Here is a 26,303-nt window from a genome sequence, read left to right as displayed (position 1 = left end):
AGCCCGAATTGGTGAACAGCACATGGTCGAGTCCACCGGGCGTGATATCGACCAGCCGGTTGGCTAGTTCGAACGCCTTGGGGTGGCCCATCTGGAAGGCCGGCGCGTAATCGAGTTCGGCCGCCTGCTTGGCGATGGCCTCGACGATCAGCGGGCGAGCATGGCCGGCATTGACGCACCACAGGCCTGCCGTGCCATCGAGCACCTGGCGGCCATCGCTCGTGGTGTAGTGCATATCCTTGGCGGCCACGAACATGCGCGGCGCCTTTTTGTATTGCCGGTTCGCGGTGAACGGCATCCAGAAAGCGCTGAGATCGTTGGGCACTGCATTGGAATTGGACACGGTGTCTGGCTCCCTATTGGTCGATGACTTTTTTGGTCTTGTTGATTGGCTCTTGACGTGGGAACGCAAACCCAAGAATTTTGACCAGTTGGAAAAATGTTAGCACTCCCAAACTTTCCCGCAAGGCGAAAATGGTTCCCACCAAGGTGAAAAACGCCGACACGTCCGTGACCATCGAGGTCGACGGCAAGCCCGTGGGAAAAGCGAGCGCCAAGGCGCGCCCGCTGACCCGCATCCAGCGCGAAAAGCAGAACGTGATCCTGGAGGCCGCGCTCGACGTGTTCGCGGTGCACGGCTTTCGCGGCTCCACCATCGACCAGATCGCCGACGTGGCGGGGATGAGCAAACCGAACCTGCTATATTATTTTCCGCGCAAGGAAGAGATCCACCGTCGGCTTATCAGCGAGCTGCTGGTGACCTGGCTGGCGCCGCTACGCGAGATGGATGCCGACGGCGACCCCTTCCCCGAAATCCGCTCCTATATCCGGCGCAAGCTGGAAATGGCGCGCGACTATCCGCGCGAAAGCCGGCTGTTCGCCAACGAAATGCTGCAGGGTGCGCCGCATATCATCGAGATGATCGAGATCGACCTCAAGAATCTGGTGGACGAGAAAGCCGGGGTCTTGCTGGGCTGGATGGACGAGGGCAAGCTGGCGCGCGCTGACCCCTATCACCTGATCTTTTCGATCTGGGCGACGACCCAGCATTATGCCGATTTCGATGTGCAGGTGCGCGCCGTGCTCGGGCCCAGCCGCGGCGGCGAGGGGCGCTTCGAGGATGCGGCGCGGTATCTGGAACAGCTGTTTTTGTATGGGCTGACGCCGCGCGCGAAGGTGTAGATAGTTAGGCATTCGCTTGACAAGCGGCGTGCACCGCCGTATTGCTTAATTAAATACTTAAGTATTGGAGCGGAAAATGGCCCAGCAAGTTCACGCCCATATGATGCTGACGCTCGACGGATTCGGCACCGGCCTGAACCAGAGCCGGGAGCGGCCGTTCGGCACTATCGATCCGCGGCAACTGGCGCGCTGGATGTTTGAGGACGGCGATAACAACCGCGCCGAAATCGACGCCATCTGCAGTTATGGCGCTTATATCATGGGCCGCAACATGTGGGCCGCGCCCGGACCCGATGCGTGGGAAGAGGACTGGAAAGGCTGGTGGGGACCAAACCCGCCTTACCACGCGCCGGTGTTTGTCTTGACTCACCACGCCAGACCCTCGATCGCGATGGAGGGTGGCAACGTTTTCCATTTCGTGACCGAGGGACCCGAAGTGGCACTGGCCCGGGCGCGGGAGGTGGCAGGCGAACGCAATATCGCGATTGCGGGCGGCGTCTCGACGACGCGGCACTATCTCAATGCCGGCGTCATCGAGCAGCTTCACCTCAAGCTCGTGCCGCTCATCGCCGGCGCTGGCGAGCGCCTGCTGGACGGAGTGACGGCCAAGCTCGAGCCGATCGGCGCCCGCAGCACGAAGTTCGTGACGCATGTCGATTACAAGGTGAGCAAGGGCTAAACATCCAGCTCCGGATAATGCCGGAACAGGTCGTCCTCGTTGCCGGGCAGGCGGCGGGGGCTGGCGAGATAGGCCTTGATGTTGGGGCGCTCGACTACGGCATCGTGCAGGGCGCGGACCTTTGGGTAATCCCCGCCGATCCGCGCCATCAGCTTGGGGAAGGCGTAATCCAGCCCCTCCACGATCTGGAATAGCGAGAGATCGGCATAGCTGAGGCGGTCGCCGACCAGATGGGCAGGCCCTTTAGGATTGCGGGTCAGAATGGTTTCGAACCAGGCGAGGAATTTAGGAACGCGCTGCTGACGGAAATCGGCGGCACGGCGCTTGGACTCGGGCTTTTGGTCCTCGTAGTAAAAATCGGCGCCAAGGGGATGGTGCGTGTCGTGCCCCTCGACCACGAGGTCGGCAATGGTGAGCTGAATCTGGTGGGTCCAGAGGCGCTGATGAGGGTCTTTCGGCGCGAGGTCGAGCTTGTCGCCAAGATAGAGCAGAATAGCGGAGACCTGGCCGAGGATCAGGTCGCCATCCTTGAGGAAAGGTGGCGCGAAGGACGGCGTTTGCGCTTTTCGGGTCAGTGTCTCGATGACGCCATCGCCCTTCTCTCGTGCCACGTCGCGGTAGGGCACGCCGGCCTCCTCCAGCGCCAGTCGGATATATTCGCCGCGGCCCTGGATGCCGGTCCAATAGTAAAGTTCATAAGCCATGGCGGCATAATGGCCGAGCCGCCAAGGCGTTCCAGTCAGCGCTTGTTGCCGGCTGGGCTCAAATGCGTGCGGTCAAAGCTCACACCGAGTTTGAGACCATAGCCGAGCATGCGGTCGAAGCCGATATGGCCGATCCAGATGGCGGCAAGGCCGAAAGCCCATGGGCCAAGCATCAGCCCCGCGAGCGCCAGCAGGGCGGGCGCCATATAGGTATGCACCAGATTGTAACTCATTGTGCCAACGCGCGCCGAGCGCAGATATCCCAACATGGCCAGATCAGGCGCGAGGAACAGCACGGCGAAGATCAGCCAGGACTGGCCGAGCCAGGCGTAGGCGAAAATGCTCGCGCCCAACATGGCAGCGCCTTCAAGACGCTGGAGCCAGATGACATTGGTGTCAGTAGAAGTGACGGCGGGCTGTGTTGCGGAAGCGGGGGTCATGGTCAGGTCCTTTCGGTGGATGACCAGACCCTAATTCTGCCAAACATGTTTGGCTTTCCGCCAAATCGGCCGAGCCGCCATTCAGTTTTGAATATCGGCGTCACGGAGCTGGCGGACGCACCTGAGTGCCGCCGCGATTGATTACAAAGCGCTGGCGATCGGGAGCAGGAAGCGCCGGCCAGGCCCATATTCATGATGGTCGCATTGAGATGGGTGGCCCGGTCGGGACCGGAATAGTCCCAGAAATTGTGGAACAGCACCGTCGCCAGCGCGACGAAGACGATTAGCGCGAGCCCGCCGATGGCGCCGAACGGGCCGACCGCCGTCAGCGCCCCGCCGCCGATCTGCAAAGCCACGCCGATAATGGCGGCGACGCGAGGCAAAGGCAGGCCACGCGCCGTCAGGGCAGCGGTCAGGCCATCGACATTGCGGATGTTGCGGATGCCGAAGATCAGGAAGGCGCCGCCCAGCAGCAGTCGAGCCAGCAGGATAAGGTTAGTATCGGTCAACATGGTGGTGTCCAATGCATCTGGGTCGAAGGGTCAGGCGGCAATAGCGGGCTTGTCGATCGGGTGCTGGCTGCGCAGGCCGACGGCCAGGCGGTTCCAGACATTGATGGCGCCGATAGCGACGGTGATCTTGGTGATGTCCTCGTCGGAGAAATGCGCCTTGAGGGTCTGGAAATCAGCGTCCGGCGCGCGGGTATCGGCCAAGAGGGTCAGGGCTTCGGTCCAGCCCAGGACGGCGCGTTCCTCGGCGCTATAGACCGGGGATTCCTGCCAGGCGGAAACCAGGTTGATCCACTGCTCGCCCATGCCGCCGCGGCGGGCTTCCTTGACATGCATGTCGACACAGAAGGCGCAGCCATTGAGCTGGGACGCGCGCAGCTTGATCAGGTGGATCAGATGATGCGGCAGGCCGCTATCCTTGACCACGTAGCGGTCGAGGGCGGAGACGGCCTTGGTGGCTTCGGGGGAGGCGGCGTAGAAATCGATGCGGGCTTGCATTGGAAAAGTCCTTCAGTTTGGAACGGGTTGGCGCCGTTCATGGCGGTCGAGAAAAGCGCAGCCGCGCTGGTCGATGGCGGCGCCGAGCGGGGTGGCCTTGTCGGTCTGCAGATCGGCAACGCTGATCTTGCGCAGTTCAGCGCGATAGGCCTGCTCGGCCTTGAGCATGGCGGCATTGATGGCGCAGGGCGCCTTGTAGAACTCCTGCGCAAGGGGAGCAGGGCCGCGCTGGCGGATTTCGGCGCAGCGAAACGCTGGAGCCGGGCCCTCGATGGCGAGGACGATATCAAGCAGAGAAATTTTGGTCGCCGGCCGGGCCAGGCGGTAGCCGCCCTTGGGGCCAGGCACCGATTGCAAGATGCCCGCCCCGGCCAGCGCCTGCAGATGCTTGAGCAGATAGCTGGTGGACACGCCGTGGTATTCGGCCAGAGCCGCGGCAGCGAGGACGCCGTCTGTCGCGAGGCCCGACAGCATCGATACGCTGTGGATGGCTTGTTCGACACCGTCACCGAGTTTCATGGACATCTCCTATCGTGGATAATTTATATCCACGATATCAAGGAGCCGTCAAGCCCACGATGTGGCGACGCGAAAAAACTAGAGCGAGAGGCCGATGATCATCAGCAGGCCGGCGGCGAGGGTGATGTTGACCAGCACCAGATAGAGATGCGGATCGCGCTCCTTGCCGTGGAACAGGAAAAGGTTGTGATAGAGCGAGGTCGCGAGCACCAGGAAAACAATCAGCAGTGCGGCGCTGTAGACGGGCAGCACCCCAAACGCCAGAAACACACCGCCGACCAGTTGCATGGCAAAGCCCAAAGCGACGATGGGCGGGGGCAGGTCCCAGCCGTAATTGGTTTTTGAGGGAATGCGGGTCTTAAAGCCGGCGAAGTTGCGCATCCCGGCGATCAGGAAAAACAGGCCGAAGACGATACGGCCGATAAGAATGAATGTTGTGGCAAGTGTCATGACGTCCCCCGGCCGCTTATTGGCGACTCGGGCGCCATATTGCGTGGCGCGGCGCTGGCGCGGAAGCCGCAATCCATGGTTTTTGGCAGTTTATCGCTGTCACAATCCTGCCTTATTTGGGTCCGGACTGCCGCAAAACAGCCAAAAGTTCTGCTGGAACCCTCCGAAAGCGCGGCTGGGTGGTCCTAATGGCGGAACTGTTGCAGCAAAGTCGCACGACGCAAATCCAATTTCACTATAGGCGGAATCCGGACGCCCTAAACGCCGATCTCGTTTGATTTTAGATTCATATCCTTCGCCCGGCAGAGTCTTGGAGGACAGATTAAGCAATCGTCACGCGATTTTCCGCGCTCTATCGGCAACAGCGCGTGGCCGGAGCGACCTTTATGGCAATTGGCCCACATTGTGGCCCCGCCCCGCCATTAAGCCTCTGTTCAGGAACAACTGAAGAGAGACTAGACGCTTGATCAAAAAGACCATGTTCGCCGCTGCACTTGCTGCTGCAGTCCTGACAATGTCCACTGCAGGAGCCTTTGCCCAGTGCGGCGGCGCCTCCTGGTATGGCCCCGGCTTCAACGGCCACCGCGCTGCCTCCGGCCAGATTTTCAACGAGAATGCCATGACGGCGGCGCATCGTTCGCTGCCCTTCGGCACCAAGCTGCGCGTGACCGACCAGCGCACCGGCAATGCGATCGTCGTGACCATCAACGATCGCGGTCCCTTCCACGGCCGCCGCATTATCGATCTGTCGGCCGGCGCCGCATCCAAGCTGGGCTTCCGCAATCGCGGCACGACTTCGGTCTGCATCGAACAGATCTGAACGAAAATAGCAGATCATGAATGGGCCGCTCCCTGGGGGCGGCCCATTTATTTCAGAGGCGCAATCCTAGCGCGTCGATGGCGGCGACTTGCTCCGCATCGAGTGGGCCCCGGCGTTCAGCATCGAGCGCCTGCTCCAGTTCGGCGACATTCTTGACCCCCAGCACCAGCGTCTCGACGCCGTCCATGCCGATGGCATAGCGATAGGCGACAATGGCAGGGTCCTCACCCCATTGCTTGCACAGCGCACGGTAGGAGGCGGCGCGGTCGAAATCGGCGCTGGTCGGGCTGTGTTCGGGCCGATCGATACCCGATGTCAGCGCGCCAGCCTGCACGGCGCGGACGCCCATGACGCCCACGCCATAGGTTTTGGCGGCGGTGATGACATCGCGCGGGCGCGGCGCGAGGCCAGTGCCGTTCATTTCGCCCGGACTATCCATCAGGTTGGCGATCGTCTGGACCACGGCAGGACGGGGGCCGGAGGACATGGCGTCGATAGTGGCGGCGGCGTGATTGATGCCGGTAATGCCCCAAGCGCCGATCAGGCCCTCCGAAACCAAGCGCTCGAAAGCGGGCACCACCGCCTGGCGATAAAGGCTGAGACTAGTGGAGCGAATATCCTTGGGCGGTTGGCCAGCCGGATATTCGAAATCATCAGGACGGATTTCACTGTGCAGGATCATCAGGTCGACGCGGGGTAAAAGCATGGCGGCAAGGCTCGCGTCGAGCGAGACCCGCAGGCGATCATACACCTCGGCCAGCGGCGGCGTGCCCAGGCTGTATTTGGTAGTGATGCGCACGCCATCGGGCAGTTTGCCGCCGAAGGCTTTGGCGACCATTTTTTCGCAATTCCTGTAGCCGGGAGCGGTATCGATAAGATCGATGCCCGTATCGACGGCACGGCGGAGCGTATCCACCGAGTCTTTATCCGACGCCTCGCCCCAGAGTTGGCCGATGCCACCGCCACCCAGCGTGAGGCGGCTGACGGGACCGAACGGACCCAGTGTGTTGATCTGCATTGTGGTTCTCCTCGGTTCAGGCGACCAGACCACAATCGGGCTGCCCGCAACTGGTTGCAGGGGCCGCGGTCCGGACCTCGCGCTCGGCCACCATGGCTTTGGCGCTGCGGCTGGCAATGGTTTTGATGGCGTCACGCTCGATGCCCATATCGGCCAACAACCGGTTGTCGAAGTTTTCGAGATGACGTGTGGTATCGAGCCGCAATTGCCAGATGCGATAGCGAGTGACGAGATTGCGCAGCATGGAAAATCTCCTGGATTTCGGCATGGCAAAGCCGGCGCCGGAAATAGGGACCGGTTTTTCAATAGTGCTGTTTTGCCAGAAATGGTTTGGCGCTCTGTCGCGCTATGGGGACATACTTGCCGCGATTGCAGCGCTGCCGCTATGGTCAGGAACGCAATGAGCTTTGCAGAATTGAAAAATGGAATTTGGTTGGGACGACCTGAGAGTGTTTCTCGACGTGGCGCGACTGGGCGGGCTGAGCGCGGCGACGGCAACCACCGGCCTGAGCGCGGCGACGCTAGGGCGCCGAGTCAATGCGCTGGAGCGGCAAATCGGCGAGCCGCTGTTTCACCGCTCGCAGCAGGGCTATCGGCTGACCAGCGCGGGCGAAGACCTGCTGGCGCGCGCCGAGGATGTCGAGGCGGCCATGCTGTCGCTGACGCGGTGGAAGGAAGGCAATCGGCGCGACCGCATCGTGCGGCTATCGGCGGGGCCGTGGACTTCAGCCTTCGTGTCGCGCCACATCGGCAGGGTGTGGACGGTAGCCGACCGCTTCGGGCTGGAGCTGGTGACCGCCAACGAGAAGGTGGATATCGGGCGGCGCAATGCCGATCTGGGCATTCGCAACCAGCGGCCGACCGAGCAATGGCTGGCCGGACGGCAGATCGGCAGCGTCGCCTATGGGCTCTATTCGGGGCGCGAGTTGATCAATGGCGTGGCGGCGGGCCTGTTTGTGGGGGTGGCGGGGGACGGGGCGCAGACCCATTCGGCGCGCTGGATCGAGGCGCATCATGGCGACCGCATCGGGGTGCGGGGCAACGATGCGATGAGCGTGCGGGAACTGGTGGCGGCGGGCGCGGGGCTGTCGGTATTTCCGTGTTTCGTTGGCGACAGCGACGAGCGGCTGATCCGGGTGGCACCAGCGATCACCGAATTGCGCACTGACCAATGGCTGGTGAGCCATCACGAGGAGCGCCATAGCCTGGCGGTGCGCACCATTGGCGACCGCATAGCGGCGCTGATGCGCGAGAATGCGCCGCTGTTTGGTGGCGAGCGGCCGCTGCATCAGCGCAAATAGCGTGCAGATGTCATCCGTGGACAAACCAGCCCGCCTGTTAGCGCGCCCTTAGCATTGGGGGCGGTACCATGCTGACGGGAAACTAGAACTGGTCGGGGACGCGACCAATGCATGCCACCGCTTTCATCATCGGCCCCACCACCGGGGCCGGCGCCGCTTTGGCCGATATCGCGCGGACTCTCAAGTTCGCGGCGGTGCTGCCCTATGGCGGCATCGAGGCGGCCGAGAACCAGGCGCACAGGACGCCAGTTTGCTATTTCCTGTTCGCCCCGGTGGTGCAGATTGCCAGCCTGAGCGAGATCGCCGAGGCAATCCGGTTCTGTCCGAGCCGGCGCGTGCGGTTTTCGCCGATGATCTATTTCTCCGACAAGACCTCGGCGGAGACCATTTCGGCCTGCATCAATCTGGGGTTCGACGACATTATCACCATGCCCTTCACCCAGCAGCGGGTGAGCGAGCGGATTGGACGGCAGGTGGGGCCGAACTTGACCTATTTCGAGACCTCGAGCTATTTCGGCCCAGACCGGCGCGACCGGGTAGCGGCTTCAAATCGGCCGGCCGAAAGCCGATTGGGTGGACAGTTCCGGCGGCTGGAAATCGTGCGCAGCTTTGAAGCGGGCGTCAGCGTATTGAGCGACGATAGTTACGCGGTATTGTGACGGCTGGCTGGCCCCGCGCGCAATTGTAGCCATGCGGACAATTGCCTTTATTCCAACGTTGCAATAAACGATTTGCGAGCATTTGAGACGCTGTTTCGCCGCGCGGCGAATCCGGTTAGCGTCGCCTCCAATTCCAGTTCGCGAGTTCTTTTCAATCATGAAATTCGGCATCGACATGCCCCCGCAATTGCGGGTCTACGCGGCATTTTTCGTCTATTCATTTTGCATGGGCAGCATTTTCCCGCGCCTGCCCGATATTCAGCGCGCCATGGGCGTGGCCGAGGGCGCACTCGGGCTGGCGTTGATCGGCGCCGCCGTCGGCACCCTGATTTCCCTGACATTTGCGGGTGGGCTGATCGAAAAAGTCGGCCATCGCCGCGCGCTGCTGACCGTGCTGCCGCTGCTGGCCGTGTTCTACGCGCTGGCTGTATGGGCGCCCTCGCCGCTGACGCTGTTCCTGCTGTTGCTGCCGGTGGGGCTGACCATCGGGGTGATCGAGGTTATCGTCAATCTTGAGGCCGACCGCGTCGAGCACGCCATCGGCCGGCGCATCATGAACCGGGCGCATGGCTTCTGGAGCATCGGCTTTTTCAGCGCCGGGCTGATCGGCTCGCTGATCGCCCAAACCGGGCTGTCGCCGCAATTGCACCTGCTGATCATGGTGCCGGTGATCTTCATCGGCACCGCCGTGATCATGGGCCGCTTCGAGGCCGCCGAGCATCGCACCGGGGGCAGCACCGATGAGGGGCCGCGCTTTGCCCGGCCCACTTTGGCCATCTTGGTGCTGGTCTGCGTCACCATGGCGGCGGTGATGATGGAAGGCGCAGGCATCGACTGGTCGGCCATCTATATGCGCGACGTGTTCCAGTCCGAGCCGTTCCTCGCCGGTTTCGCCGTGGCTCTGGGCGCCGGCGCCCAGGCGCTGATGCGGTTCCTCGCCGACGGCTTCGTCGAGCGCTCCAATCCCGTCACCGTGGCGCGGATTTTGCTGGGCGTACTTGGCGTGGGGGCGTTGATGGTGTTTTTCGCCAATGCGCCCTGGATGGCACTGGTCGGCTTCGCCCTGATGGGCTGCGGCACCAGCGCAATTTTTCCTCTGGCCATGTCGGCAGCGGCGCAGCGCACGGATCGCCCCGCGGCGGTCAATGTGGCGGCCCTAGCGCAGATTTCCTTCGTGGGCTTCCTGCTCGGACCGCCGCTGCTGGGCTTTGTGGCTGAGCATTTCGGCATCCGCTGGGCCTTCGGCATCGGCCTGCCCCTCGTGGTGGTGAGCCTGTTCGCGGCCGGCGCCCTATCTCCCAAGTTCAAGGCGAAACTGGCATGAAAATCGCGCCGCACTATCGTATCTTCGCCTGCTTCTTTCTGTTCGCCTTTGCGCTGGGCGCCCTGTTGTCGCGCATGCCCGACCTGCAGGAGCAATTGCAGGTCAGCAAGAGCGAGCTGGGCCTTACTCTGATCGGCATGGCCATCGGCTCGCTGATTTCGCTGACCTTTTCGGCGCCACTGATCGATCGGCTGGGTGCGCGCACCACGGCATTGGTGACCGTGCTGGGAACCGCCACCTGTTATGCGCTGATCCCGTGGCTGAGCTGGGCGCCGGGCGTGTTCATCCTGCTATTCGTCGCCGGCCTTCTGGCCGGTGCCCTTGAGATCAACCTCAACGTGCAGACCGACCGGCTGGAAGCCCAATACGGCAAGAGCTACATGAACCGGGCCCACGGCATGTGGAGCCTCGGGTTTTTCGTGACCGCGCTCCTGGGTGCATTCGTGCGCGGCGCTGGAATCTCCATCGAGATCCATCTGCTGATCGCGGTAGGCGTGGTGTTTGTTATCGGCATCTGGATGATGGCGGGGATGGTCAATGCGCCGGCGCGCTTGACCGGCCATCAGGGCGATACCCCCAAGATCGCCTTTCCACATTGGGGCTTGCTGCCGCTGTGCATGATCGGTATTGCGGCCTTCCTCGTCGAGGGCGCGGGCATCGACTGGTCGGGCATTTACATGCGCGACGTCTTTTCCGTCGATCCGTTCACCGGCGGTCTGGGGCTGACGCTATTCTCGGGCTTCATGGCCGCCATGCGGCTGACCGCCGATCCGGTGGTCGACCGGTTTGGTCCGCGCACCGTCGCGATCACGCTGATGGGACTGGCGATTGCGGGCGCCGTGGCCGTGGCTTTCGCGCCGATCTATTGGGTGGCGCTGGTGGGTTTTGCGGCGATGGGCGCCGGCTGTAGCGCGGTCTATCCGCTGGCCGTTTCGGCCGCGGCGCAACGCACCGACCGGCCATCGGCGGTCAACGTGGCGGCCTTGGGCCAGGTGACGTTCATCGTCTTCTTCCTCGGGCCCCCGCTGCTCGGTTTCGTCGCCGAATATCTAGGCATCCGCTCGTCGTATCTGGTGATCCTGCCAGTCCTGATCCTGGGGCTGATCGCCTGCCGCGCGCTGGCCACCAAGGGGCCGGTCGTCACGGCCGGGGTCGAACCCGCATCCAGCCATGGCTGAGCTGCCGCCCATCGTCGACCTGCGCCAATCGGCCACCGCGCTGCGCGTGCAGCGCGGGGTGATGCGAATGCTGCGCGAAGTCTACGACATGGCCTGCTATGCCGAAGTGCCGCTCCGCAATGGTCGGCGCGCCGACGTTTTGGGCGTCGGGCCGAAGGGCGAAATCTGGATCGTCGAGATCAAATCCAGCCTGATCGATTTTCAGGTGGACCGGAAATGGCCGGAATATCGGGAATTTTCCGACAAGTTCTACTTTGCCAAACCGCCCGAGCTGGACGCCGCGATTTTCCCCGAAAGCGAGGGGCTGATCGTGGCGGACGGGCATGACGGAGCGATTTTACGCGACAGCCCCGATACGCCCCTGAACCCCGCACGGCGCAAGGCGCTGATGCTCAAGCTGGCACGGATGGGGGCGGACCGGATACATTTGTTGATGGATCCGGGGCCGAAGTGAGGGTGGAGGGGCAGACACCCTCACCCGGCCTCCGCTTCGCTCGGCCACCCTCTCCCCGACGGGGAGAGGAATCTTGAGAGTGCGGCGTTCTCTCTATTCTTCTCCCCGTCGGGGAGAAGGTGGCGCGTAGCGCCGGATGAGGGTGTCTACTCGTCGAAAGCTTGCGACTCGTTTGGCGCGCGGGGCACCAGCGTCGAAACCGGCGGCGTGGTGTCGCCGCCCAGTTCGGACAACTTGGCCTGCAATTCCTTCATGACCCGCAGCTTGTCCACGTCGCTAACGCCATTCAGCCGCTGGCTGAGCCGGATGGTGAAATCGGCAAACTGGTTATGCCAGTCAGTGGTCAACTGCGCCGGATCGATGCGCGGCGTCGCAGGGTGGATGACCGCCGCAATGCCGTTGGCGCGCAATTCGAAAAAGTCGTCGAGTTGAGGCAGCACGACCTGATCACCGGAGAGACCACTGGTCACCAAAGCGGCGCGCAGGGCGGTGCGCTCCTCGTCCTCGCCGTGGGTCAGGAAGATGGCGCCGTGGGCGGGCAGGCGCTCCTTGATCCAGGCCATCAGTTCGGAATGATCGGCATGGGCGGAGTAATTGCCCATGGAGCGAATGCGGGCGCGGACGGGCACCAGCGTGCCGTGTATCCGCACCTCCTTGGCGCCGGACTGGATGATCTGCCCCAGCGTGCCGGGCGCCTGGTAGCCGACGAACAGCACAGTGGCATTGCCGCGCGGCAGGTTATTGCGCAGATGATGCTGGATGCGGCCGGCATCGGCCATGCCGGAGGCACTCATGATGATGGCGCCGCCACGGATGGTGTTGATCGCCTTGCTCTCCTCGACACCTTCGATGATGCGGAAGCGCGGGTCGTTGAACAATTCGCTGGCGCTGAGTTCAACGTCATCGAACATCTTGGCGTATTTGCGATAGACGCTGGTGACCTTGCTGGCGAGGGGTGAATCGAGAAACACCAGTTGGGGTGAAATCTCGCCGGTCTTGATCAGGTAGCCAATGTCGTGGAGCAGCTCCTGCGAACGCTCGACGGCGAAGGCGGGGATGACGAGGTTGCCACCGCGGCGCAGGGCTTCGTTGATCTCGGTCTTGAGGCTCTCGCGGCGCTGGACCAGCGTATAGTCGTCGCGTTCGCGGCCGCCATAGGTGGACTCGCACAGAATGTAATCAAAGCCGGCCGGGCCTTCGGGCTCCTTGTAGAACACCTTCTCGTCGGGGCCGATATCGCCGGAAAACATGACGGTGACGGGCTTGCCATCGGTGTCGATGACTTCGACTTCGATGGAGGCTGAGCCGATGATATGGCCGGCGTTCCAATAGCGGGCACGCACGCCGGGGCCGGGGGCGATCCACTGCGCATAGCCGGTCGTCTCGCGGTGCCTCAGCGCTTCCTCGGCGTCTTCCAGCGTGTAGAGCGGCTTGGCGGGCTCCTCGCCGCGCCGCGAGAGCTTCTTGGTTTCGCGCTCGGCCTCGCTTTCCTGGATACTGGCGCTATCGGGTAGCAGATATTCGAGCAGGCCGGCGGTGGGCTCGGTCATCCACATCGGGCCTCGAAAGCCCTCGCGATAGAGTTTTGGCAGCAGGCCCGCATGATCAATATGGGCGTGAGTGAGCAGCAGGAAATCGATCGCCTTGGGATCGAAGGGGGTCGGCTTGAGGTTGAGCTCGCGGACCGATTTATTGCCCTGGAACAGGCCGCAATCGACGAGGAACTGCCCGCCGGGATGCACCACGCGATAGCAGGACCCGGTGACGGTGCCCGCCGCGCCGTGGAAATGCAGGGTGACGCTCATGGCAGGCTCCCGGGTTGCTCGGCTGTCGTAGACTAACGCTTTGACAATACGGCGAAAGGGGGACCGCCGCGTTTCCGCGCAAATAACCGACGGAGCGATGTCGCAACTCGGACATCTCGTTCGTCATTGAAACAGTGTCACCGCAGAGGAGAGCGAAAATGACTTACGTCGATGGATTTGTCGCCGCCGTGCCGAAGGCCAACAAGCAGGCCTATATCGACCATGCCCGCGAGGCTGCCGTCCTGTTCAAGGAATGGGGTGCCACACGGATCGTAGAGACCTGGGGCGACGATGTGCCGGCGGGCAAGCAGACGGACTTCATGCGCGCCGTTGCGGCCAAGGACGACGAAGCGATCGTGTTTTCCTGGATCGAATATCCGGACAAGGCGACACGCGACGCCGTCGGGCAGAAAATGATGAGCGATGCGCGTATGCAGGCCATGAAGATGCCGTTCGACGGCGCCCGCATGATCTATGGCGGGTTCGAGGCCCTGTTCGTGGCTTAACGCGGGGCGCGTTTGGCCAGGATGCGCTGCAGCGTCCGCCGGTGCATGTTCAGCCGGCGGGCGGTTTCCGACACATTGCGGTCGCACAGCTCATAGACGCGCTGGATATGTTCCCAGCGGACGCGATCGGCCGACATCGGATTTTCCGGCGGCTCGGGCTTGTCCTCGCCGGTGGCGAGCAGCGCGTTGATGACGTCGTCGGCGTCGGCGGGCTTGGAAAGATAGTCGACCGCACCCAGTTTCACGGCGGTGACGGCGGTGGCGATATTGCCATAGCCGGTCAGCACCACGGCACGGGCGTCGGCGCGCTTGGTATGCAGCGCCTGCACCACTTCAAGGCCATTGCCGTCTTCAAGGCGCAGGTCAACCACCGCATAGGCGGGCGGGCGCTCGGCCACGGCGGCGAGGCCGGCGGCGACGGTGGCGGCGATGCGCACCTCGAAGCCACGGCGCTGCATGGCGCGCTCCAGCCGTTGCAGGAATGCAGCGTCATCGTCCACCAACAATAGGGACGGGTCGGTGGCCAACAGCTCTTCAATCGTGCTCATGGACTTCACATAAGCGTTTGTGGCGGAAACGTCAAAATGCAGATGGACCATGGTGAACCTCCGGGGCTGCGACAGCAAATATCACAGCATCTAGGTCTGGTTTCGGCCCCGGTGTCACAAGAGGCAGGATGTCGCAGCGCACTAGCGCCCATTGGACTCGATCGCCGAGCGGGGCCAGACGATGCGGACCTGGGCATGCCCAGCCGGATCGAGATTCTGGAAGGCCAGGCGTCCGCCGGTGCGTTCGAGAAGAGTCTTGGCGATGAAAATGCCGAGGCCAAGGCCGCCCGGCAGATGCGCGTCGCGTGCCTGCGGGTCGCGGGGGCGGCTGGTGAGATAGGGCTCGCCCAGCCGCGCGATCAATTCGGGGGCAAAGCCGGGGCCGTCATCGGTAATGGTAACGCTAATGGCGGAGCGGTCCCAACTGGATTCGATGCGCACCGTCTGGCGGGCGAAATCGGTAGCATTCTCAATGAGATTGCCCAGCCCATAGAGCAGGCCGACGCTGCGGTGGAACACCGGCGGCGGGCCGGCGGCTTTTTCAGAAGCGAAGGCGATGACTTTGCCGCGCCCCTCATGGGGGCGGGCGACTTCGGCGAGCAGATCGGTCAGCGGCACTTCGGCGAAGGGATCGGCCTCGTCGGAACCCAGATTGCGCAGCTTGGCCAAGATGGCGCGGCAGCGGGCCGCCTGCTCGATGATCAGTTCGATGTCTTCGGCCAGCTCGCTGCCGGCTGGGGCTTCGCCGCGCATTTCCTTGGCGGCCAGCGCGATTGTGGAAAGCGGCGTGCCCAGTTCATGCGCGGCGGCGGCGGCGAGGCCATCGAGCGCACTCAATTGCTCGCGGCGCGACAGGGCCAGCTCGGTCGCCGCCAGGGCATCGCCGATCTGGCGGGCTTCATGGGCGACGCGCATCGTATAGGCGGCGATGAAAACCACGCCGCAGATCAGCGACACCCAGATGCCGATCACATAGATGCGGTTGAAGACCAGCGCTTCGCTCGGGTCCCAAGGCAGGGGCAGGTGGAACACCGAGAGCAGCGTGGCGATCAGCGCCGCGAGCACGCCCAACACCACAGTGGCCTGTTGCGGCAGCGTGGTGGCCGAGACCGACACCGGGGCCAGCAGCAGAATGGCGAACGGATTTTGCAGGCCCCCGGTCAGCGCCAACAGGCACCCGAGCTGCAGCAGGTCATAGGCGATCTGGCTGGCGGCAAACACCGAGGTGGGCCGATAGGCGGAACCGAAGCGTCCCACCAGCACGATATTGACGCCCACCGAGAGCGCGATCAGCGCCAGGCAGGCGGGTAGCGGCACCGGAAAGCCGAGCCCAAAGGCAACGAACAGCACGCCGATGGTCTGGCCGCCAATGGCCAGCCAGCGCAGCAGCACCAGGGTTTCCAGACGCAGCGGGCGCCAGGTGGAGGGCAGCGGCAGACCATCGGCTTGCATCAAAGTCACGGTATTTTCCTTGTTCAGGGTCAGTTTTGGCGCGCCGCATAGGAAAGGCGGCAAATGATTTCAAGACCAAAAAACCTTGGGCACATGCTTGATCCTACCCGCTCCGGGGCCACTTTTGATAAATCGTGACTGGGAAAGAGATCAACGAAATGAACACAGCGCTTATCAAACCTCAATGGTCGCCGATCACCATCGCCCTGATGGTCATGGGCTTCATCTTCTTCTGGCCGGTCGGCTTCGTCGTGCTCGCCTACATCCTGTGGGGCGAGAAGTTCGGCGGCTCCGCCGACAAGGCCCAGGCCTATTTCAACAAGGGCCGCGACTGGTGCGCGCCCAATCGCAACCGCCATGCCGGCTTCGGCCGTCACCACTATGCGCAGTCGTCCAGCGGCAATGCCGCTTTCGACGACTACCGCGCCGAACAGCTGCGCCGCCTTGAAGAAGAACGCGCCCGGCTCGATGCGGAAATCGAAGACTTCCACGAATATATGGCCAACCTCAACAAGGCCAAGGACCGCGAAGAATTCGATCGCTTCATGAATGACCGCCGCAGCAATCGCCAGGGCTATACCGAGCCCAAGCGCGACGACAATGGCGACAGCAATAATGGCTGGAGCAGCGGCGGCAACGCCTGAGCTTTGGCTTCCGAAGTCTCCTCCTGAGGCAGTCGTTTCCCAACGATTGAAACTGGGCGTCCCGCAAGGGGCGCCTTTTTTGATGGGGGCGCGCGGGACGTATTCCCCTCCCCCTTGAGGGGAGGGGTTAGGGGTGGGGGGAGCTATCCGCCAGAGTGGCGATTAGCTTGCCCGGCTCCACCGCTGTTGGGCCCCCCCACCCTAGCCCTCCCCTCAAGGGGAGGGGACAGATCGCGGCCGCGGCAAACTCCGTGCTAAAATGCCCCATGATTCTCACCGGCTTCGGCCGAAGGTCCCTTGCCCGCCGTGTTCTTCAAAGCCAAACCAAAAATCCCGACCAGCACAGAATTGGCAATCGACGGCCGCATGGTGAGCGTTGCCGTGCGCACCCATGCGCGGGCGCGCAGCTATCGGCTGTCGCTGCCCAGCAGCGGGCCGGTGCTGACGCTGCCGCCGCATGGCAAGTGGGTCGAAGCCGAGGCGTTCCTGTTGCGGCACAGCAATTGGCTGGCGGCGCGACTGAAGCGGGCGCCCGAGGCGGTCAACCTGGGCGATGGCGGCACGGTACCGCTGCGCGGCGTCATCCACCGCATCATCGGCACCGGCAAGGTGCGCGGGCGGGTGGAACTGAGCGAGGTGGATGGCCTGCCGGTGTTGCTGGTGCCGGGTGATCCGGCGCATCAGGCGCGGCGGCTGGTCGATTGGCTCAAGGCGGAGGCCGCGATCGATCTCGCCGCGCGCACGGCAGTCCATGCCGGACGGCTCGGGGTGACGGTGCGGTCGATCAAAATGCGCAGCCAGTCGAGCCGCTGGGGCTCCTGCTCGTCGACGGGCAACCTGAACTACAACTGGCGGCTGATCATCGCGCCGCCGCATGTACTCGATTATGTGGCAGCCCACGAAGTGGCGCATCTGGTGGAGATGAACCATTCCGACCAGTTCTGGGCGACGGTGAAGCGCACCCTGCCCGACATGGAGCGCGGCCGCGCCTGGCTCAAGGCGCAAGGGCGCGAATTGATGCTGTACGGCGCCTGAGGCAGATCAGGTAGCGAGTACGGGCCGCTGCATGAAGACTATTCTGTACCCGTTCGCCTCTTGGCTCCCCACCTCCACAAAACCCAGCCGCGCATAGATGGCGCGGTTCCGGGTCATCAGTTGGTTGGTGTACAAAGTCAGCAGCGGCAGTCCGCTTTCGCGCGCTTTAGCCTCCGCGAAGTCCAGCAATTGCCGCAGCAAACCGTGGCCCTGCGCATCGGGATGCACGGCAATGTTGAAGATATGCAGCGCGGCATGCTGTTCCGGCGCCAAGGCAATCACCGCCAGCAGTGAGCCATCGTCATCCCAGACAAAATTTTCGCCGCGAGCCGTGCGGGCGGCATGATCGTCCAGCATCGGGCGCGGCTTGCGGCCGAGAATGGGCACGTAATGCTGATAGGCGGCATCGATCAACTCGGCGATGGCTGGCACATCTTGCGCCAGGGCCAGTCTGATCGATGCCGTCACCCGCTAGTTCTGCTGATCGCCGAAGATCAGGTCCATCAGGGTGCGCTGCGAACCCGGGCTTTGCTGCTGCGTCGGCTGCTGAGCGTTGGGATCGTATACTTGTGGCTGTGGCTGCTGCCCCACGCTTCCCGGCGGCACCAGTATTTGCTGGCCGTTGGCATCGACCCGCACTTCATAGCTTTGGCCCGTATTCGGATCGACATATTGCGTTGGCTGCTGGGCCGCATTGGGATCGACCTGATAGCCCTGGATGACCTGTCCATTCGCGTCGTAATATTGCGGCTGGGTCCCGTCCTGCACCGGCTGGCCGGCGCTGGGAATAACCTGCTGGATCGGCATGCCGGTATTGGGATCGATCTGCTGCACAGGCATGCCGGTCGCCGGATCGATTTGCTGCTGCTGGACCGGAAGGCCCGTGGCCGGATCGATTTGCGCCTGCGCCTGGACCGGCTGGCCCGTTGCCGGGTCGATCTGCGCATAGGGCAGGCCGGTGGCCGGGTCGATCTGCTGCTGCAATTGTGCGCCGGGCTGGACAGGTTGCCCCGTGGCCGGATCGACATATTGCACCATGGGCTGACCGGTGGCCGGATCGATCATCGGCTGGCCGGTATTGGGGTCCATGACCTGCTGGGGCGTGCCCTGGCTGGCATCGGGCTGATAGGTACCGTTGGGGATCGGCCGAACCTCGAGGCCCTCGTGGGCCTTGGTCATGAACTGGCTCCAGATCGCCACCGGCACGTTACCGCCCGACAAAGTGGTCTTGGTTGAATTGTCATTGCCCAGCCAAACGCCGGTCACCATGTGCGACGTATAGCCGACAAACAGAGCGTCCTTGGCTTCCTGGCTGGTGCCGGTCTTGCCGCCAAAAGTCCAGCCATTGAGGTTGGCGCCCTTGCCGGTGCCCACTTCGACGGCGGTTTCCAGCATGTCGTTCATTTCGGCTAGCACATGGGGTGCGATGACCTGGCCGGGGCCGGCTTTGCTCGCCTCGTACAGCACCTTGCCATCCACGGTCTTGATCGAGGTGATCACATTGGGGATGACGCCCATGCCGCCATTGGCGAAGGGCGCGTAGGCGCTGGTGAGTTCGAGCAGGTTTACTTCCTGGGTGCCCAAGGCGATCGAGGGGACCGGAGTCAGCGGAGAGGAAATGCCCATGCGCGTGGCGGTATCGATCACCACCTGAGGCGTGACGTCGATGGCGAGCCGTGCGGTGACGGTGTTGAGCGAATAGGCCAGGCCCTGGCGCAGCGTCACCGTGCCGGCATATTTGCCCGAGGCATTGCGCGGGCTCCAGCCGTTGTAGTCGAACTTTGCGTCCTCGGCCAAGGTATCGGGCGTGTAGCCCTTTTCCATGGCGGCGAGATAGACGAAGGGCTTGAAGGTCGAGCCGGGCTGGCGCTTGGCGGTGACGGCGCGGTTATACTGGCTGGCCTGATAATCGACGCCGCCCACCATGGCGCGCACAGTGCCGTCCACGTCCATGGCGACGAGGGCGCCTTGGGTGAAGTGGCGCTTGGGCCCTTCGCTGGCGACCATTTCGCGCACGATAACTTCGGCGTCCTTCTGCAGGCGCCAATCCAGCGTGGTGGAGACGATCACGTCGGTATCGACGTCGCCGATATAGGACTGCATCAGGCTTTCGACCCAATCGGCCACGTAGGATTCTGAACCCGCGACCTTGGTGCGCACGGTCTGGGACGGATCGATCTGGGCGGCGGAGGCTTCCTCTTTGGTGATGTAGCCCTCATTGGCCATCGACTGCAGCACCAGTTTCTGGCGCGCGGCCGTGGCGGCGGGATCGCCCTTGGGATTGAGGCGTGATGGCGCCTGCAGCGAGCCGGCCAGCATGGCGGCTTCGCCAAGGGTCAGATTGCGGGCGGATTTGCCGAAATAGGTCTGGGCGGCGGCATCGATGCCCGTTGCACCGTGACCAAAGAAGACGCGGTTGAGATAAAGCTCGAGAATCTCGTCCTTGGAATAGTTCTGCTCCAGCCACACGGCCAGAATGGCTTCCTGTACCTTACGGCCCAGGGTCTGGTCGGGGGTGAGGAACAGGTTCTTGGCGAGCTGCTGGGTGATGGTGGAGGCGCCGCGGGTCACCCCGCCGGCCTTGACGCTTTCCAGCGCCACCGAAGCCAAGCCGATCACGTCGACGCCGAAATGCTCGTAGAACCGCCGGTCTTCGATGGAGATGAAGGCGGCCGGCACATAGGCGGGCAATTCACGCAGGGTCGTCGCTTCGCCGCCGGTCTGGCCGCGATTGGAGATCAGCTGGCCGTCGGCGGCCAGAATGCGGATGTTGGGGGCACGATCGGGCACGGCCCAGGTATTGGAAGACGGCAATTGCATGCCGTAATAGACGATGACGCCGATAACCGCGAGACCAACCCAGATGCCCAGGATAAAGCCCCAGTAGAGCAAGCCCATGAGCAGGCCGCCGGTGCGGGAGCGGCGCTTCTTGGGGGCCTTGCCGCGTGGCAGCTTGGCGGTGCCGCGCTTGGGAGCTTTTTTGTTGGATGGGGGCGGTGTCGCCGCTCCGCCCGAGCGCTCGTCGTCGACGAAAACCCCGACTGACTGCCCCATGGAGGGTTCGACCCGATCGCGACCGCCGCTTTTGGCTTGTGGCGCGGGCTTGCCGCCCCGCTTGGCCTGAGCGCCGACCCGGTCATCGGGGGAAATGCGAAAATCCATCAATCGAACCCTGAAAGCAGCCTTTGTGCGCCTTGTACTCTGTTCCGCTGAGTCATGAAACCGAGCTTATCGCATCGTGAAGGCACAATATCGACCGCTTCGCCAAGCGCTCACAGGCAGCATCGGCGCGGTCCCGATCGCTTGTCCGGGCAAAATGTGGCCGGTTTATGGGGGTCTTGGCGGGTTAGGCGGGTGCTGTTGCGCGGAAGGCACGGCATCGAAAAGTCAGGGCGTCATCCCGGTCAGCCCGGGATGACGCCGATGTGTCCTAGACGTCCAGATTGCTGACGCTGAGCGCATTGTCCTGGATGAAGTCGCGGCGGGGCTCGACGAGGTCCCCCATCAGGGCCGTAAAAATGGAGTCGGCTTCGTCGGTTTCGCGGATTTCCACCTTGAGCAGGGTGCGCGCATTGGGGTCGAGCGTGGTTTCCCAGAGCTGGGACGGGTTCATTTCGCCCAGGCCCTTATAGCGCTGCAGCGACACGCCCTTGCGGCCCGCATCGGTGACGGCCTTGAACAGCGAGGCGGGTCCGAAAACCTGCGTTACGTCGCCCTTTCGGTTGAGCGTGGGCACGCCGCCATAGAGTTCATCGAGACGCGCAGCCAGCTGGCGCAGCTTACGCGCATCGGCCGATTGCAGCAGCGCCTGGTCGATCTGGTGGGTTTCGCTAACGCCACGCACGGTGCGCGAGAAGCTCAGGCCCTCTTCATCGGTGACCAAACCCGTCCAGCCGCGCTCCAGCTCGTCGGAGATGCGGTCGAGCCGGTTGGCGACGCGGTCCATGGTGACATTGATGCGCGCCGGGTCGCTCAGCCCTTCGGGATCGAGCCCGCCCACGATGGCGGCCTGTTCGACAAGGCTGCGATTGTAGCGGGTGTTAAGATTGCCGATAGCATGGACGATGTCGCGCGCCTGCTGCAGGATGCCCAGCAGGTCCTGCCCCGCATGCTCGACGCCGTCGCGGGTGGTGAACACCGCTTCGTCGAGCCCAGTCGACAGCAGGTAATCCTCCAGCGCGCGCTCGTCCTTGAGGTACTGCTCGGACTGGCCGCGCTTGACCTTATAGAGCGGCGGCTGGGCGATGTAGATGTGGCCACGTTTGATCAGCTCGATGGTCTGGCGGTAGAAGAAGGTCAGCAGCAATGTACGAATATGGGCGCCGTCCACGTCGGCGTCCGTCATGATGATGATCTTGTGGTAGCGCAGCTTGTCGGCGTTGAATTCCTCGCTGCCGATGCCGGTGCCCAAAGCGGTGATCAGCGTGCCGACCTGGTCGGAGCCGATCATGCGATCAAAGCGCGCGCGCTCCACGTTCAAAATCTTGCCGCGCAATGGCAGCACGGCCTGAGTGGCGCGGTCGCGTCCCTGCTTGGCGGAGCCGCCAGCCGAGTCGCCCTCGACGATGAAAATTTCGGACTTGGCCGGATCGCGTTCCTGGCAATCGGCGAGCTTGCCGGGGAGCGAGGAGATTTCGAGTGCCCCTTTACGACGGGTCAGTTCGCGCGCCTTGCGGGCGGCTTCGCGGGCGGCCGCGGCTTCGGCCACCTTGGTGGCGATCAGCTTGGCTTCCTGGGGATGCTCCTCGAACCACTGGCCCAGCTTTTCGTTGACGACGTTTTCAACGACGGGACGCACCTCGGAGGAGACCAGCTTGTCCTTGGTCTGGCTCGAAAACTTCGGATCGGGAACCTTGACCGACAGCACGCATGTCAGCCCTTCACGGGTGTCATCGCCGTTGAGCGTGACCTTTTCCTTCTTGGAAATGCCCGACGTATCGGCATAACCATTGACCTGGCGCGTCAGCGCGCCGCGCAGGCCCGCAAGGTGGGTGCCGCCATCGCGCTGGGGGATGTTGTTGGTGAAGCAGAGCACGTTCTCGTGGTAGCTGTCGTTCCACTGCAGCGCGACTTCGACGGTGATGCCGTCCTTCTCGTGCATGATCAGGATGGGCTTGTCGATGATCGGGCTTTTCGACTTGTCGAGATATTGCACGAAGGCTTCAAGCCCACCCTCGTAGTAGAGATCGATATCGACCGGGTCGGCGGCGCGGCGATCATGCAGCAGGATATGGACGCCGGAATTGAGGAAGGCGAGTTCGCGCAGGCGATGCTCCAGCGTCTTGAAATCGAACTCCACCATGGTGAAGGTTTCCAGCGACGGCAGGAAGGTCACAGACGTGCCGGTCCGGCCCTCATAGGTGCCGGTTACCGCCAACGGCGCGTCGGCGTCGCCATGGGTGAAGCTGATCTCGTGGATCTTGCCTTCGCGGCGAATGCTGAGCTTGAGCCACTGCGACAAGGCATTGACCACCGAGACGCCAACGCCATGCAGGCCGCCCGAGACCTTGTAGGAATTCTGGTCGAACTTTCCGCCGGCGTGGAGCTGGGTCATGATGACCTCGGCCGCCGAAATGCCCTCGCCGGTATGAATGCCGGTTGGCATGCCGCGACCATTGTCGATGACGGTCACCGATCCATCGGCATTGAGCGTTACCTGCACCAGATCTGCATGGCCGGCCAGCGCCTCGTCGATGGCGTTATCGACCACCTCGTAAACCATGTGGTGAAGACCCGAACCGTCGTCGGTATCGCCGATATACATGCCCGGTCGCTTGCGCACCGCATCGAGCCCCTTGAGCACTTTAATGCTGTCGGCGTCGTAGTCGGAGGGCAAGGATTTTTCGGTATCGGTCATGGGCTTCGAATCGCTTCGTTTACGGTGCGTCTAGTTCTATCGGAACAGGGGCCAAACCCCAAGCAAATTGGCCTTTTGGGCCGGTTTGGCGGGGAATAGACTCAGGGGCGCGCGGTGTCCGGATAGAGGCGGCCATCGCGCACCGTGATGGGCTGCGCGCGAGGGCCGAGAGCCTCGAACAGCAGCGGGTCGGTACCGGTCAAAAAGCATTGCGTGCCGAGCCGGTCGAGGGCCACAAACAGCGCCCGGCGGCGGTCGGGATCGAGATGGGCGGCAATCTCGTCGAGCAGCAGGAACGGCGTGATCGCAGTTCGTAATTTGACGAGGCGCGCCTGGGCAAGGATGAGCCCGATCAGCAGCGCCTTTTGCTCCCCGGTCGAACCCAGGGCCGCCGGCATGCCCTTTTGGGCGTAGGTAACCTCCAGATCAACCCGGTGAGGCCCAAATATGGTGCGTCCGGCGGCGCGATCAAGGGCGCGGGAGCCGGCCCAAAGGGAAGCCAGCTCGGCTTCGAGCGCCGAGGAGGAGACCGGCTCGTGGCGGTCCTCGAACAGCGCCGTCAGCGCCAGATGGGCAGCGGGGAAACTGCCATCCTCCAAGCTTTCGGCGATCAGCGATTGCAGCTGTCCCAGGCTGTCGGTGCGGGCGTGATGGATGGCGGCGGCAAGCTCGGCCATCTGGGCCTCGATAGCCGAGAGCCAGCGGCCCTCGCCATTGTCATCGAGCAGCCTGTTGCGCTGGCGCATGGCCTTTTCGAAGTCGCTGACGGCAGCGGAATGGCCGGGGATGAGTGTGGTCACCAGCCGGTCCAAAAAGCGGCGGCGGTCGCTGGCAGGGCCGGAGAACAGGCCGTCCATGGCGGGCGTAAGCCAGAGCACGCGGAGGTAGTCGCTCATCGCCTCGACGGAGCGCGCATTGGCGCCATTGATGCGCACGCGGCGGCCAGAATCGTCGGGGCCCGCGCCAGTGCCGATATCGGCGGGGCCATCATCGGTTTCCACGGTGGCGGCCACGGCCCAGCCGGCGTCGGAGCCCTGCGCCTGCACGGTGTCAAAGCTGGCGCGGCGCAGGCCACGGCCGGGGGAAAGCAGGGAAATGGCTTCGAGCAGGTTGGTTTTGCCGGCGCCATTGGGGCCGGTGAGGACGACATGGCGCTCGTCGAGGTCCAATGCCGCCGAGGCGTAGTTGCGGAAGGCGGTGAGGCGGAGGCGGGAGACGTGGCGGGTCATGCCGGTAGCCTCGGCCGGGTCAGTGCTATTTCGATTGCCAGATCTGTGTCGCCTATCGCTGAGGTCGCGCGGCGATCATCGTGCGGATCGCCACGAAGCCAATCGAAAAACTCATCGCCGCCAGTGCCCCGCCAATCCAGCGCACAATCGCCGCCAGGTTTGGCGCCAGGAAGTTGCCATAGCCCAGCGCCATCAAAGCCACGCCAATGCCAAAAGCCGGCAGGCTGATGAGCGCCAATCTGGCCGCACGGGCGGCAGGGGTCTCGGCCGGTGGACGTGCCACGAAGCCCTCAAACGCGCATCGGCATCAGCACATAGAGCGCCTTGGCCTCGCCCTCTTCGCGCACCAGCGTGGGCGAGCCGGCATCGTTAAACATGAACACGGCGCTGTCGGAGCGGATCTGGCCCACGATGTCGAGCAGGTAGCGGGCATTGAAGCCGATTTCAAAACCGTCGGTTTCGAATTCCACGGCGAGCTCTTCGGACGCCGTGCCGTGATCGGGATTGGTCACCGAAAGTTCCAGCAAGCCATCCTTGGCGGAGAGCTTGACCGCCTTGCCGCCGCGCTCGGAGGCGATGGTGGAGACGCGATCTACCGCCGTGGCAAATGCCGCGCGGTCGACATTCATCTGCTTGTCGTTGTTCTTGGGGGTCACCCGATCATAATCGGGGAAGGTGCCTTCGATGAGCTTGCTGAGCAGCACGACCGGGCCGACCTTGAAGCGGATCTTGGTGTCGCTCACTTCCACCGCCACGTCGCCATCGGCGCCATCGAGCAGCTTTTGCACTTCGCCAACCGTCTTCTTCGGCACGATGATGCCCGGCATGCCGGCCGAGCCCGCAGGGGCGTCGATTTCGGCGCGGGCCATGCGGTGGCCATCGGTGGCGACGGCGCGCAGCACGGTGCCCTGGTTGGAAATATCGACGGTGTGGAAATAGATGCCGTTGAGGTAGTAGCGGGTTTCCTCATTGGAAATGGCGAACTGGGTGCGCTCGATCAATTCGCGCAACGCCGAGGCCGGCATGGAAAATTCGTGGCCGAAATTGCCCGACTTCAAATCCGGGAAGCTATCGGGCGACAGGCATTGCAGGTTGAAGCGCGAGCGACCCGAGGTCAGCGTCATCTGCTCGGCGCCATCGGTTTCCAGACGCACTTCGGCGCCATCGCTCAGCTTGCGCACGATTTCGTAGAGCGTGTGGGCGGGCACTGTGGTGGTGCCCGAGGTGCCTACCATTGCGGGCACGGATTCGGTGACTTCGATATCCAGGTCCGTCGCGCGCAGTTCGACGGTATCGTCACTGGCCTTGAACAGCACGTTGGCGAGGATAGGATAGGTATTGCGCCGCTCGACGACCCGATGCACATGGCTCAGCGACTTGAGCAGATGATTGCGTTCGAGCGTGACCTTCATAACCCTAAATCCTTGCACACGAGACTGCCCGAAACGGACAGGAAACACCCGGCGAGCCGGGGGCAGACCTTTACAATTTG

The 26,303-nt window shown here is 63.2% G+C and carries 30 protein-coding genes; 12 read left to right on the top strand and 18 right to left on the bottom strand.

Annotated features, from left to right (window positions below; translation table 11 throughout):
• The coding region (locus JWP26_RS13390) for an aminotransferase class III-fold pyridoxal phosphate-dependent enzyme (RefSeq protein ID WP_299728411.1) at positions 1-298 on the bottom strand (298 nt) is incomplete at its 3' end.
• Between the two features lie 176 nt (positions 299-474).
• Here JWP26_RS13390 and JWP26_RS13385 point away from each other — a divergent pair.
• Both JWP26_RS13385 and JWP26_RS13380 read left to right on the top strand, forming a co-directional pair.
• Positions 475-1,182, top strand: coding sequence for a TetR family transcriptional regulator C-terminal domain-containing protein (locus JWP26_RS13385; protein ID WP_299728402.1), 708 nt, complete (start codon positions 475-477; stop codon positions 1,180-1,182).
• Positions 1,183-1,258: 76 nt separating this feature from the next.
• Complete coding sequence (locus JWP26_RS13380) at positions 1,259-1,861, top strand: dihydrofolate reductase family protein (protein ID WP_299728399.1); 603 nt, start codon at positions 1,259-1,261, stop codon at positions 1,859-1,861.
• Here JWP26_RS13380 and JWP26_RS13375 read toward each other — a convergent pair.
• The 6 genes from JWP26_RS13375 to JWP26_RS13350 form a co-directional block, all read right to left on the bottom strand.
• Positions 1,858-2,565 carry a glutathione S-transferase gene (locus tag JWP26_RS13375; protein ID WP_299728396.1) on the bottom strand — a complete coding sequence of 236 codons (708 nt, stop codon included), beginning with the start codon at positions 2,563-2,565 and terminating at the stop codon, positions 1,858-1,860. The genes JWP26_RS13380 and JWP26_RS13375 overlap by 4 nt on opposite strands.
• Positions 2,566-2,600: 35 nt before the next feature.
• Positions 2,601-3,005, bottom strand: coding sequence for a DUF4260 domain-containing protein (locus JWP26_RS13370; RefSeq protein WP_299728393.1), 405 nt, complete (start codon positions 3,003-3,005; stop codon positions 2,601-2,603).
• A gap of 2 nt (positions 3,006-3,007) precedes the next feature.
• Positions 3,008-3,517, bottom strand: coding sequence for a DoxX family protein (locus tag JWP26_RS13365; RefSeq protein ID WP_299728390.1), 510 nt, complete (start codon positions 3,515-3,517; stop codon positions 3,008-3,010).
• Between the two features lie 30 nt (positions 3,518-3,547).
• Entirely contained in the window at positions 3,548-4,012 is a 465-nt protein-coding gene (locus JWP26_RS13360) for a carboxymuconolactone decarboxylase family protein (RefSeq protein ID WP_299728387.1), read from the bottom strand.
• 12 nt (positions 4,013-4,024) lie between these two features.
• Complete coding sequence (locus tag JWP26_RS13355) at positions 4,025-4,531, bottom strand: Rrf2 family transcriptional regulator (protein ID WP_299728384.1); 507 nt, start codon at positions 4,529-4,531, stop codon at positions 4,025-4,027.
• Positions 4,532-4,609: 78 nt separating this feature from the next.
• Positions 4,610-4,981 carry a DoxX family membrane protein gene (locus tag JWP26_RS13350; protein ID WP_299728381.1) on the bottom strand — a complete coding sequence of 124 codons (372 nt, stop codon included), beginning with the start codon at positions 4,979-4,981 and terminating at the stop codon, positions 4,610-4,612.
• A gap of 514 nt (positions 4,982-5,495) precedes the next feature.
• On the opposite strand from JWP26_RS13350, the gene JWP26_RS13345 reads away from it, so the two are divergent.
• On the top strand, positions 5,496-5,801 hold the full coding sequence (locus tag JWP26_RS13345) for a septal ring lytic transglycosylase RlpA family protein (protein WP_367184129.1): 306 nt from the start codon (positions 5,496-5,498) through the stop codon (positions 5,799-5,801).
• Positions 5,802-5,853: 52 nt separating this feature from the next.
• Here JWP26_RS13345 and JWP26_RS13340 read toward each other — a convergent pair whose 3' ends face one another.
• Positions 5,854-6,819: an aldo/keto reductase gene (locus JWP26_RS13340; RefSeq protein WP_299728378.1), complete on the bottom strand. Its 966-nt coding sequence runs from the start codon at positions 6,817-6,819 to the stop codon at positions 5,854-5,856.
• A gap of 16 nt (positions 6,820-6,835) precedes the next feature.
• Positions 6,836-7,063 (bottom strand): DUF1127 domain-containing protein, encoded by a 228-nt coding sequence (locus JWP26_RS13335; RefSeq protein WP_299728375.1) that lies wholly within the window; start codon positions 7,061-7,063, stop codon positions 6,836-6,838.
• Here JWP26_RS13335 and JWP26_RS13330 point away from each other — a divergent pair.
• The 6 genes from JWP26_RS13330 (at position 7,062) to JWP26_RS13305 (ending at position 11,735) form a co-directional block, all read left to right on the top strand.
• A complete protein-coding gene (locus JWP26_RS13330; RefSeq protein ID WP_299728372.1) occupies positions 7,062-7,223 on the top strand; it encodes a hypothetical protein in 162 nt (53 codons plus the stop codon). The genes JWP26_RS13335 and JWP26_RS13330 overlap by 2 nt on opposite strands.
• Positions 7,224-7,241: 18 nt before the next feature.
• Positions 7,242-8,120, top strand: coding sequence for a LysR family transcriptional regulator (locus JWP26_RS13325; protein WP_299728369.1), 879 nt, complete (start codon positions 7,242-7,244; stop codon positions 8,118-8,120).
• Between the two features lie 107 nt (positions 8,121-8,227).
• Positions 8,228-8,779, top strand: coding sequence for a hypothetical protein (locus tag JWP26_RS13320; RefSeq protein WP_299728367.1), 552 nt, complete (start codon positions 8,228-8,230; stop codon positions 8,777-8,779).
• A gap of 157 nt (positions 8,780-8,936) precedes the next feature.
• Complete coding sequence (locus JWP26_RS13315; protein WP_299728365.1) at positions 8,937-10,103, top strand: MFS transporter; 1,167 nt, start codon at positions 8,937-8,939, stop codon at positions 10,101-10,103.
• Positions 10,100-11,281 carry an MFS transporter gene (locus JWP26_RS13310; RefSeq protein WP_299728363.1) on the top strand — a complete coding sequence of 394 codons (1,182 nt, stop codon included), beginning with the start codon at positions 10,100-10,102 and terminating at the stop codon, positions 11,279-11,281. Before JWP26_RS13315 ends, JWP26_RS13310 begins: the two co-directional genes overlap by 4 nt.
• On the top strand, positions 11,274-11,735 hold the full coding sequence (locus tag JWP26_RS13305) for an MmcB family DNA repair protein (protein WP_299728361.1): 462 nt from the start codon (positions 11,274-11,276) through the stop codon (positions 11,733-11,735). Before JWP26_RS13310 ends, JWP26_RS13305 begins: the two co-directional genes overlap by 8 nt.
• A 146-nt stretch (positions 11,736-11,881) precedes the next feature.
• On the opposite strand, the gene JWP26_RS13300 is transcribed toward JWP26_RS13305, so the two are convergent.
• The gene (locus JWP26_RS13300; protein ID WP_299728359.1) at positions 11,882-13,540 is read right to left on the bottom strand and encodes an MBL fold metallo-hydrolase; all 1,659 of its coding nucleotides are present in this window, start codon (positions 13,538-13,540) and stop codon (positions 11,882-11,884) included.
• Positions 13,541-13,698: 158 nt separating this feature from the next.
• Between JWP26_RS13300 and JWP26_RS13295 the strand changes: the two genes are divergently transcribed.
• Complete coding sequence (locus JWP26_RS13295) at positions 13,699-14,046, top strand: DUF1428 domain-containing protein (RefSeq protein ID WP_299728356.1); 348 nt, start codon at positions 13,699-13,701, stop codon at positions 14,044-14,046.
• Here the strand turns inward: JWP26_RS13295 and JWP26_RS13290 are convergent.
• A complete protein-coding gene (locus tag JWP26_RS13290; protein ID WP_299728353.1) occupies positions 14,043-14,594 on the bottom strand; it encodes an ActR/PrrA/RegA family redox response regulator transcription factor in 552 nt (183 codons plus the stop codon). The two genes, JWP26_RS13295 and JWP26_RS13290, sit on opposite strands and share 4 nt — an antisense overlap.
• 141 nt (positions 14,595-14,735) lie before the next feature.
• A complete protein-coding gene (locus JWP26_RS13285; RefSeq protein ID WP_299728405.1) occupies positions 14,736-16,046 on the bottom strand; it encodes an ActS/PrrB/RegB family redox-sensitive histidine kinase in 1,311 nt (436 codons plus the stop codon).
• Positions 16,047-16,204: 158 nt separating this feature from the next.
• Between JWP26_RS13285 and JWP26_RS13280 the strand changes: the two genes are divergently transcribed.
• Both JWP26_RS13280 and JWP26_RS13275 read left to right on the top strand, forming a co-directional pair.
• Entirely contained in the window at positions 16,205-16,690 is a 486-nt protein-coding gene (locus tag JWP26_RS13280) for a DUF2852 domain-containing protein (RefSeq protein WP_299728350.1), read from the top strand.
• Positions 16,691-17,056: 366 nt separating this feature from the next.
• Positions 17,057-17,725, top strand: a complete 669-nt coding sequence (locus JWP26_RS13275) for a M48 family metallopeptidase (RefSeq protein ID WP_299728347.1) — start codon at positions 17,057-17,059, stop codon at positions 17,723-17,725.
• 6 nt (positions 17,726-17,731) lie between these two features.
• On the opposite strand, the gene JWP26_RS13270 is transcribed toward JWP26_RS13275, so the two are convergent.
• From JWP26_RS13270 to dnaN, 6 genes are all read right to left on the bottom strand, one after another.
• Positions 17,732-18,193 (bottom strand): GNAT family N-acetyltransferase, encoded by a 462-nt coding sequence (locus tag JWP26_RS13270; RefSeq protein ID WP_299728345.1) that lies wholly within the window; start codon positions 18,191-18,193, stop codon positions 17,732-17,734.
• 3 nt (positions 18,194-18,196) lie between these two features.
• Complete coding sequence (locus tag JWP26_RS13265; protein ID WP_299728342.1) at positions 18,197-20,887, bottom strand: PBP1A family penicillin-binding protein; 2,691 nt, start codon at positions 20,885-20,887, stop codon at positions 18,197-18,199.
• Positions 20,888-21,155: 268 nt separating this feature from the next.
• Positions 21,156-23,582, bottom strand: a complete 2,427-nt coding sequence (gene gyrB / locus JWP26_RS13260) for a DNA topoisomerase (ATP-hydrolyzing) subunit B (RefSeq protein WP_299728339.1) — start codon at positions 23,580-23,582, stop codon at positions 21,156-21,158.
• Between the two features lie 101 nt (positions 23,583-23,683).
• The gene (recF, locus tag JWP26_RS13255; protein ID WP_299728336.1) at positions 23,684-24,811 is read right to left on the bottom strand and encodes a DNA replication/repair protein RecF; all 1,128 of its coding nucleotides are present in this window, start codon (positions 24,809-24,811) and stop codon (positions 23,684-23,686) included.
• 52 nt (positions 24,812-24,863) lie between these two features.
• Entirely contained in the window at positions 24,864-25,094 is a 231-nt protein-coding gene (locus JWP26_RS13250; protein WP_299728332.1) for a hypothetical protein, read from the bottom strand.
• Between the two features lie 7 nt (positions 25,095-25,101).
• Positions 25,102-26,223, bottom strand: coding sequence for a DNA polymerase III subunit beta (dnaN, locus tag JWP26_RS13245; protein WP_299728329.1), 1,122 nt, complete (start codon positions 26,221-26,223; stop codon positions 25,102-25,104).
• Between the last annotated feature and the right edge of the window lie 80 nt (positions 26,224-26,303).

Origin of the sequence: Devosia sp. (assembly GCF_028290435.1) — a bacterium.
In the GTDB taxonomy this organism is placed as follows: domain Bacteria; phylum Pseudomonadota; class Alphaproteobacteria; order Rhizobiales; family Devosiaceae; genus Devosia.
This window is presented reverse-complemented; position numbering and strand designations above follow the sequence as displayed.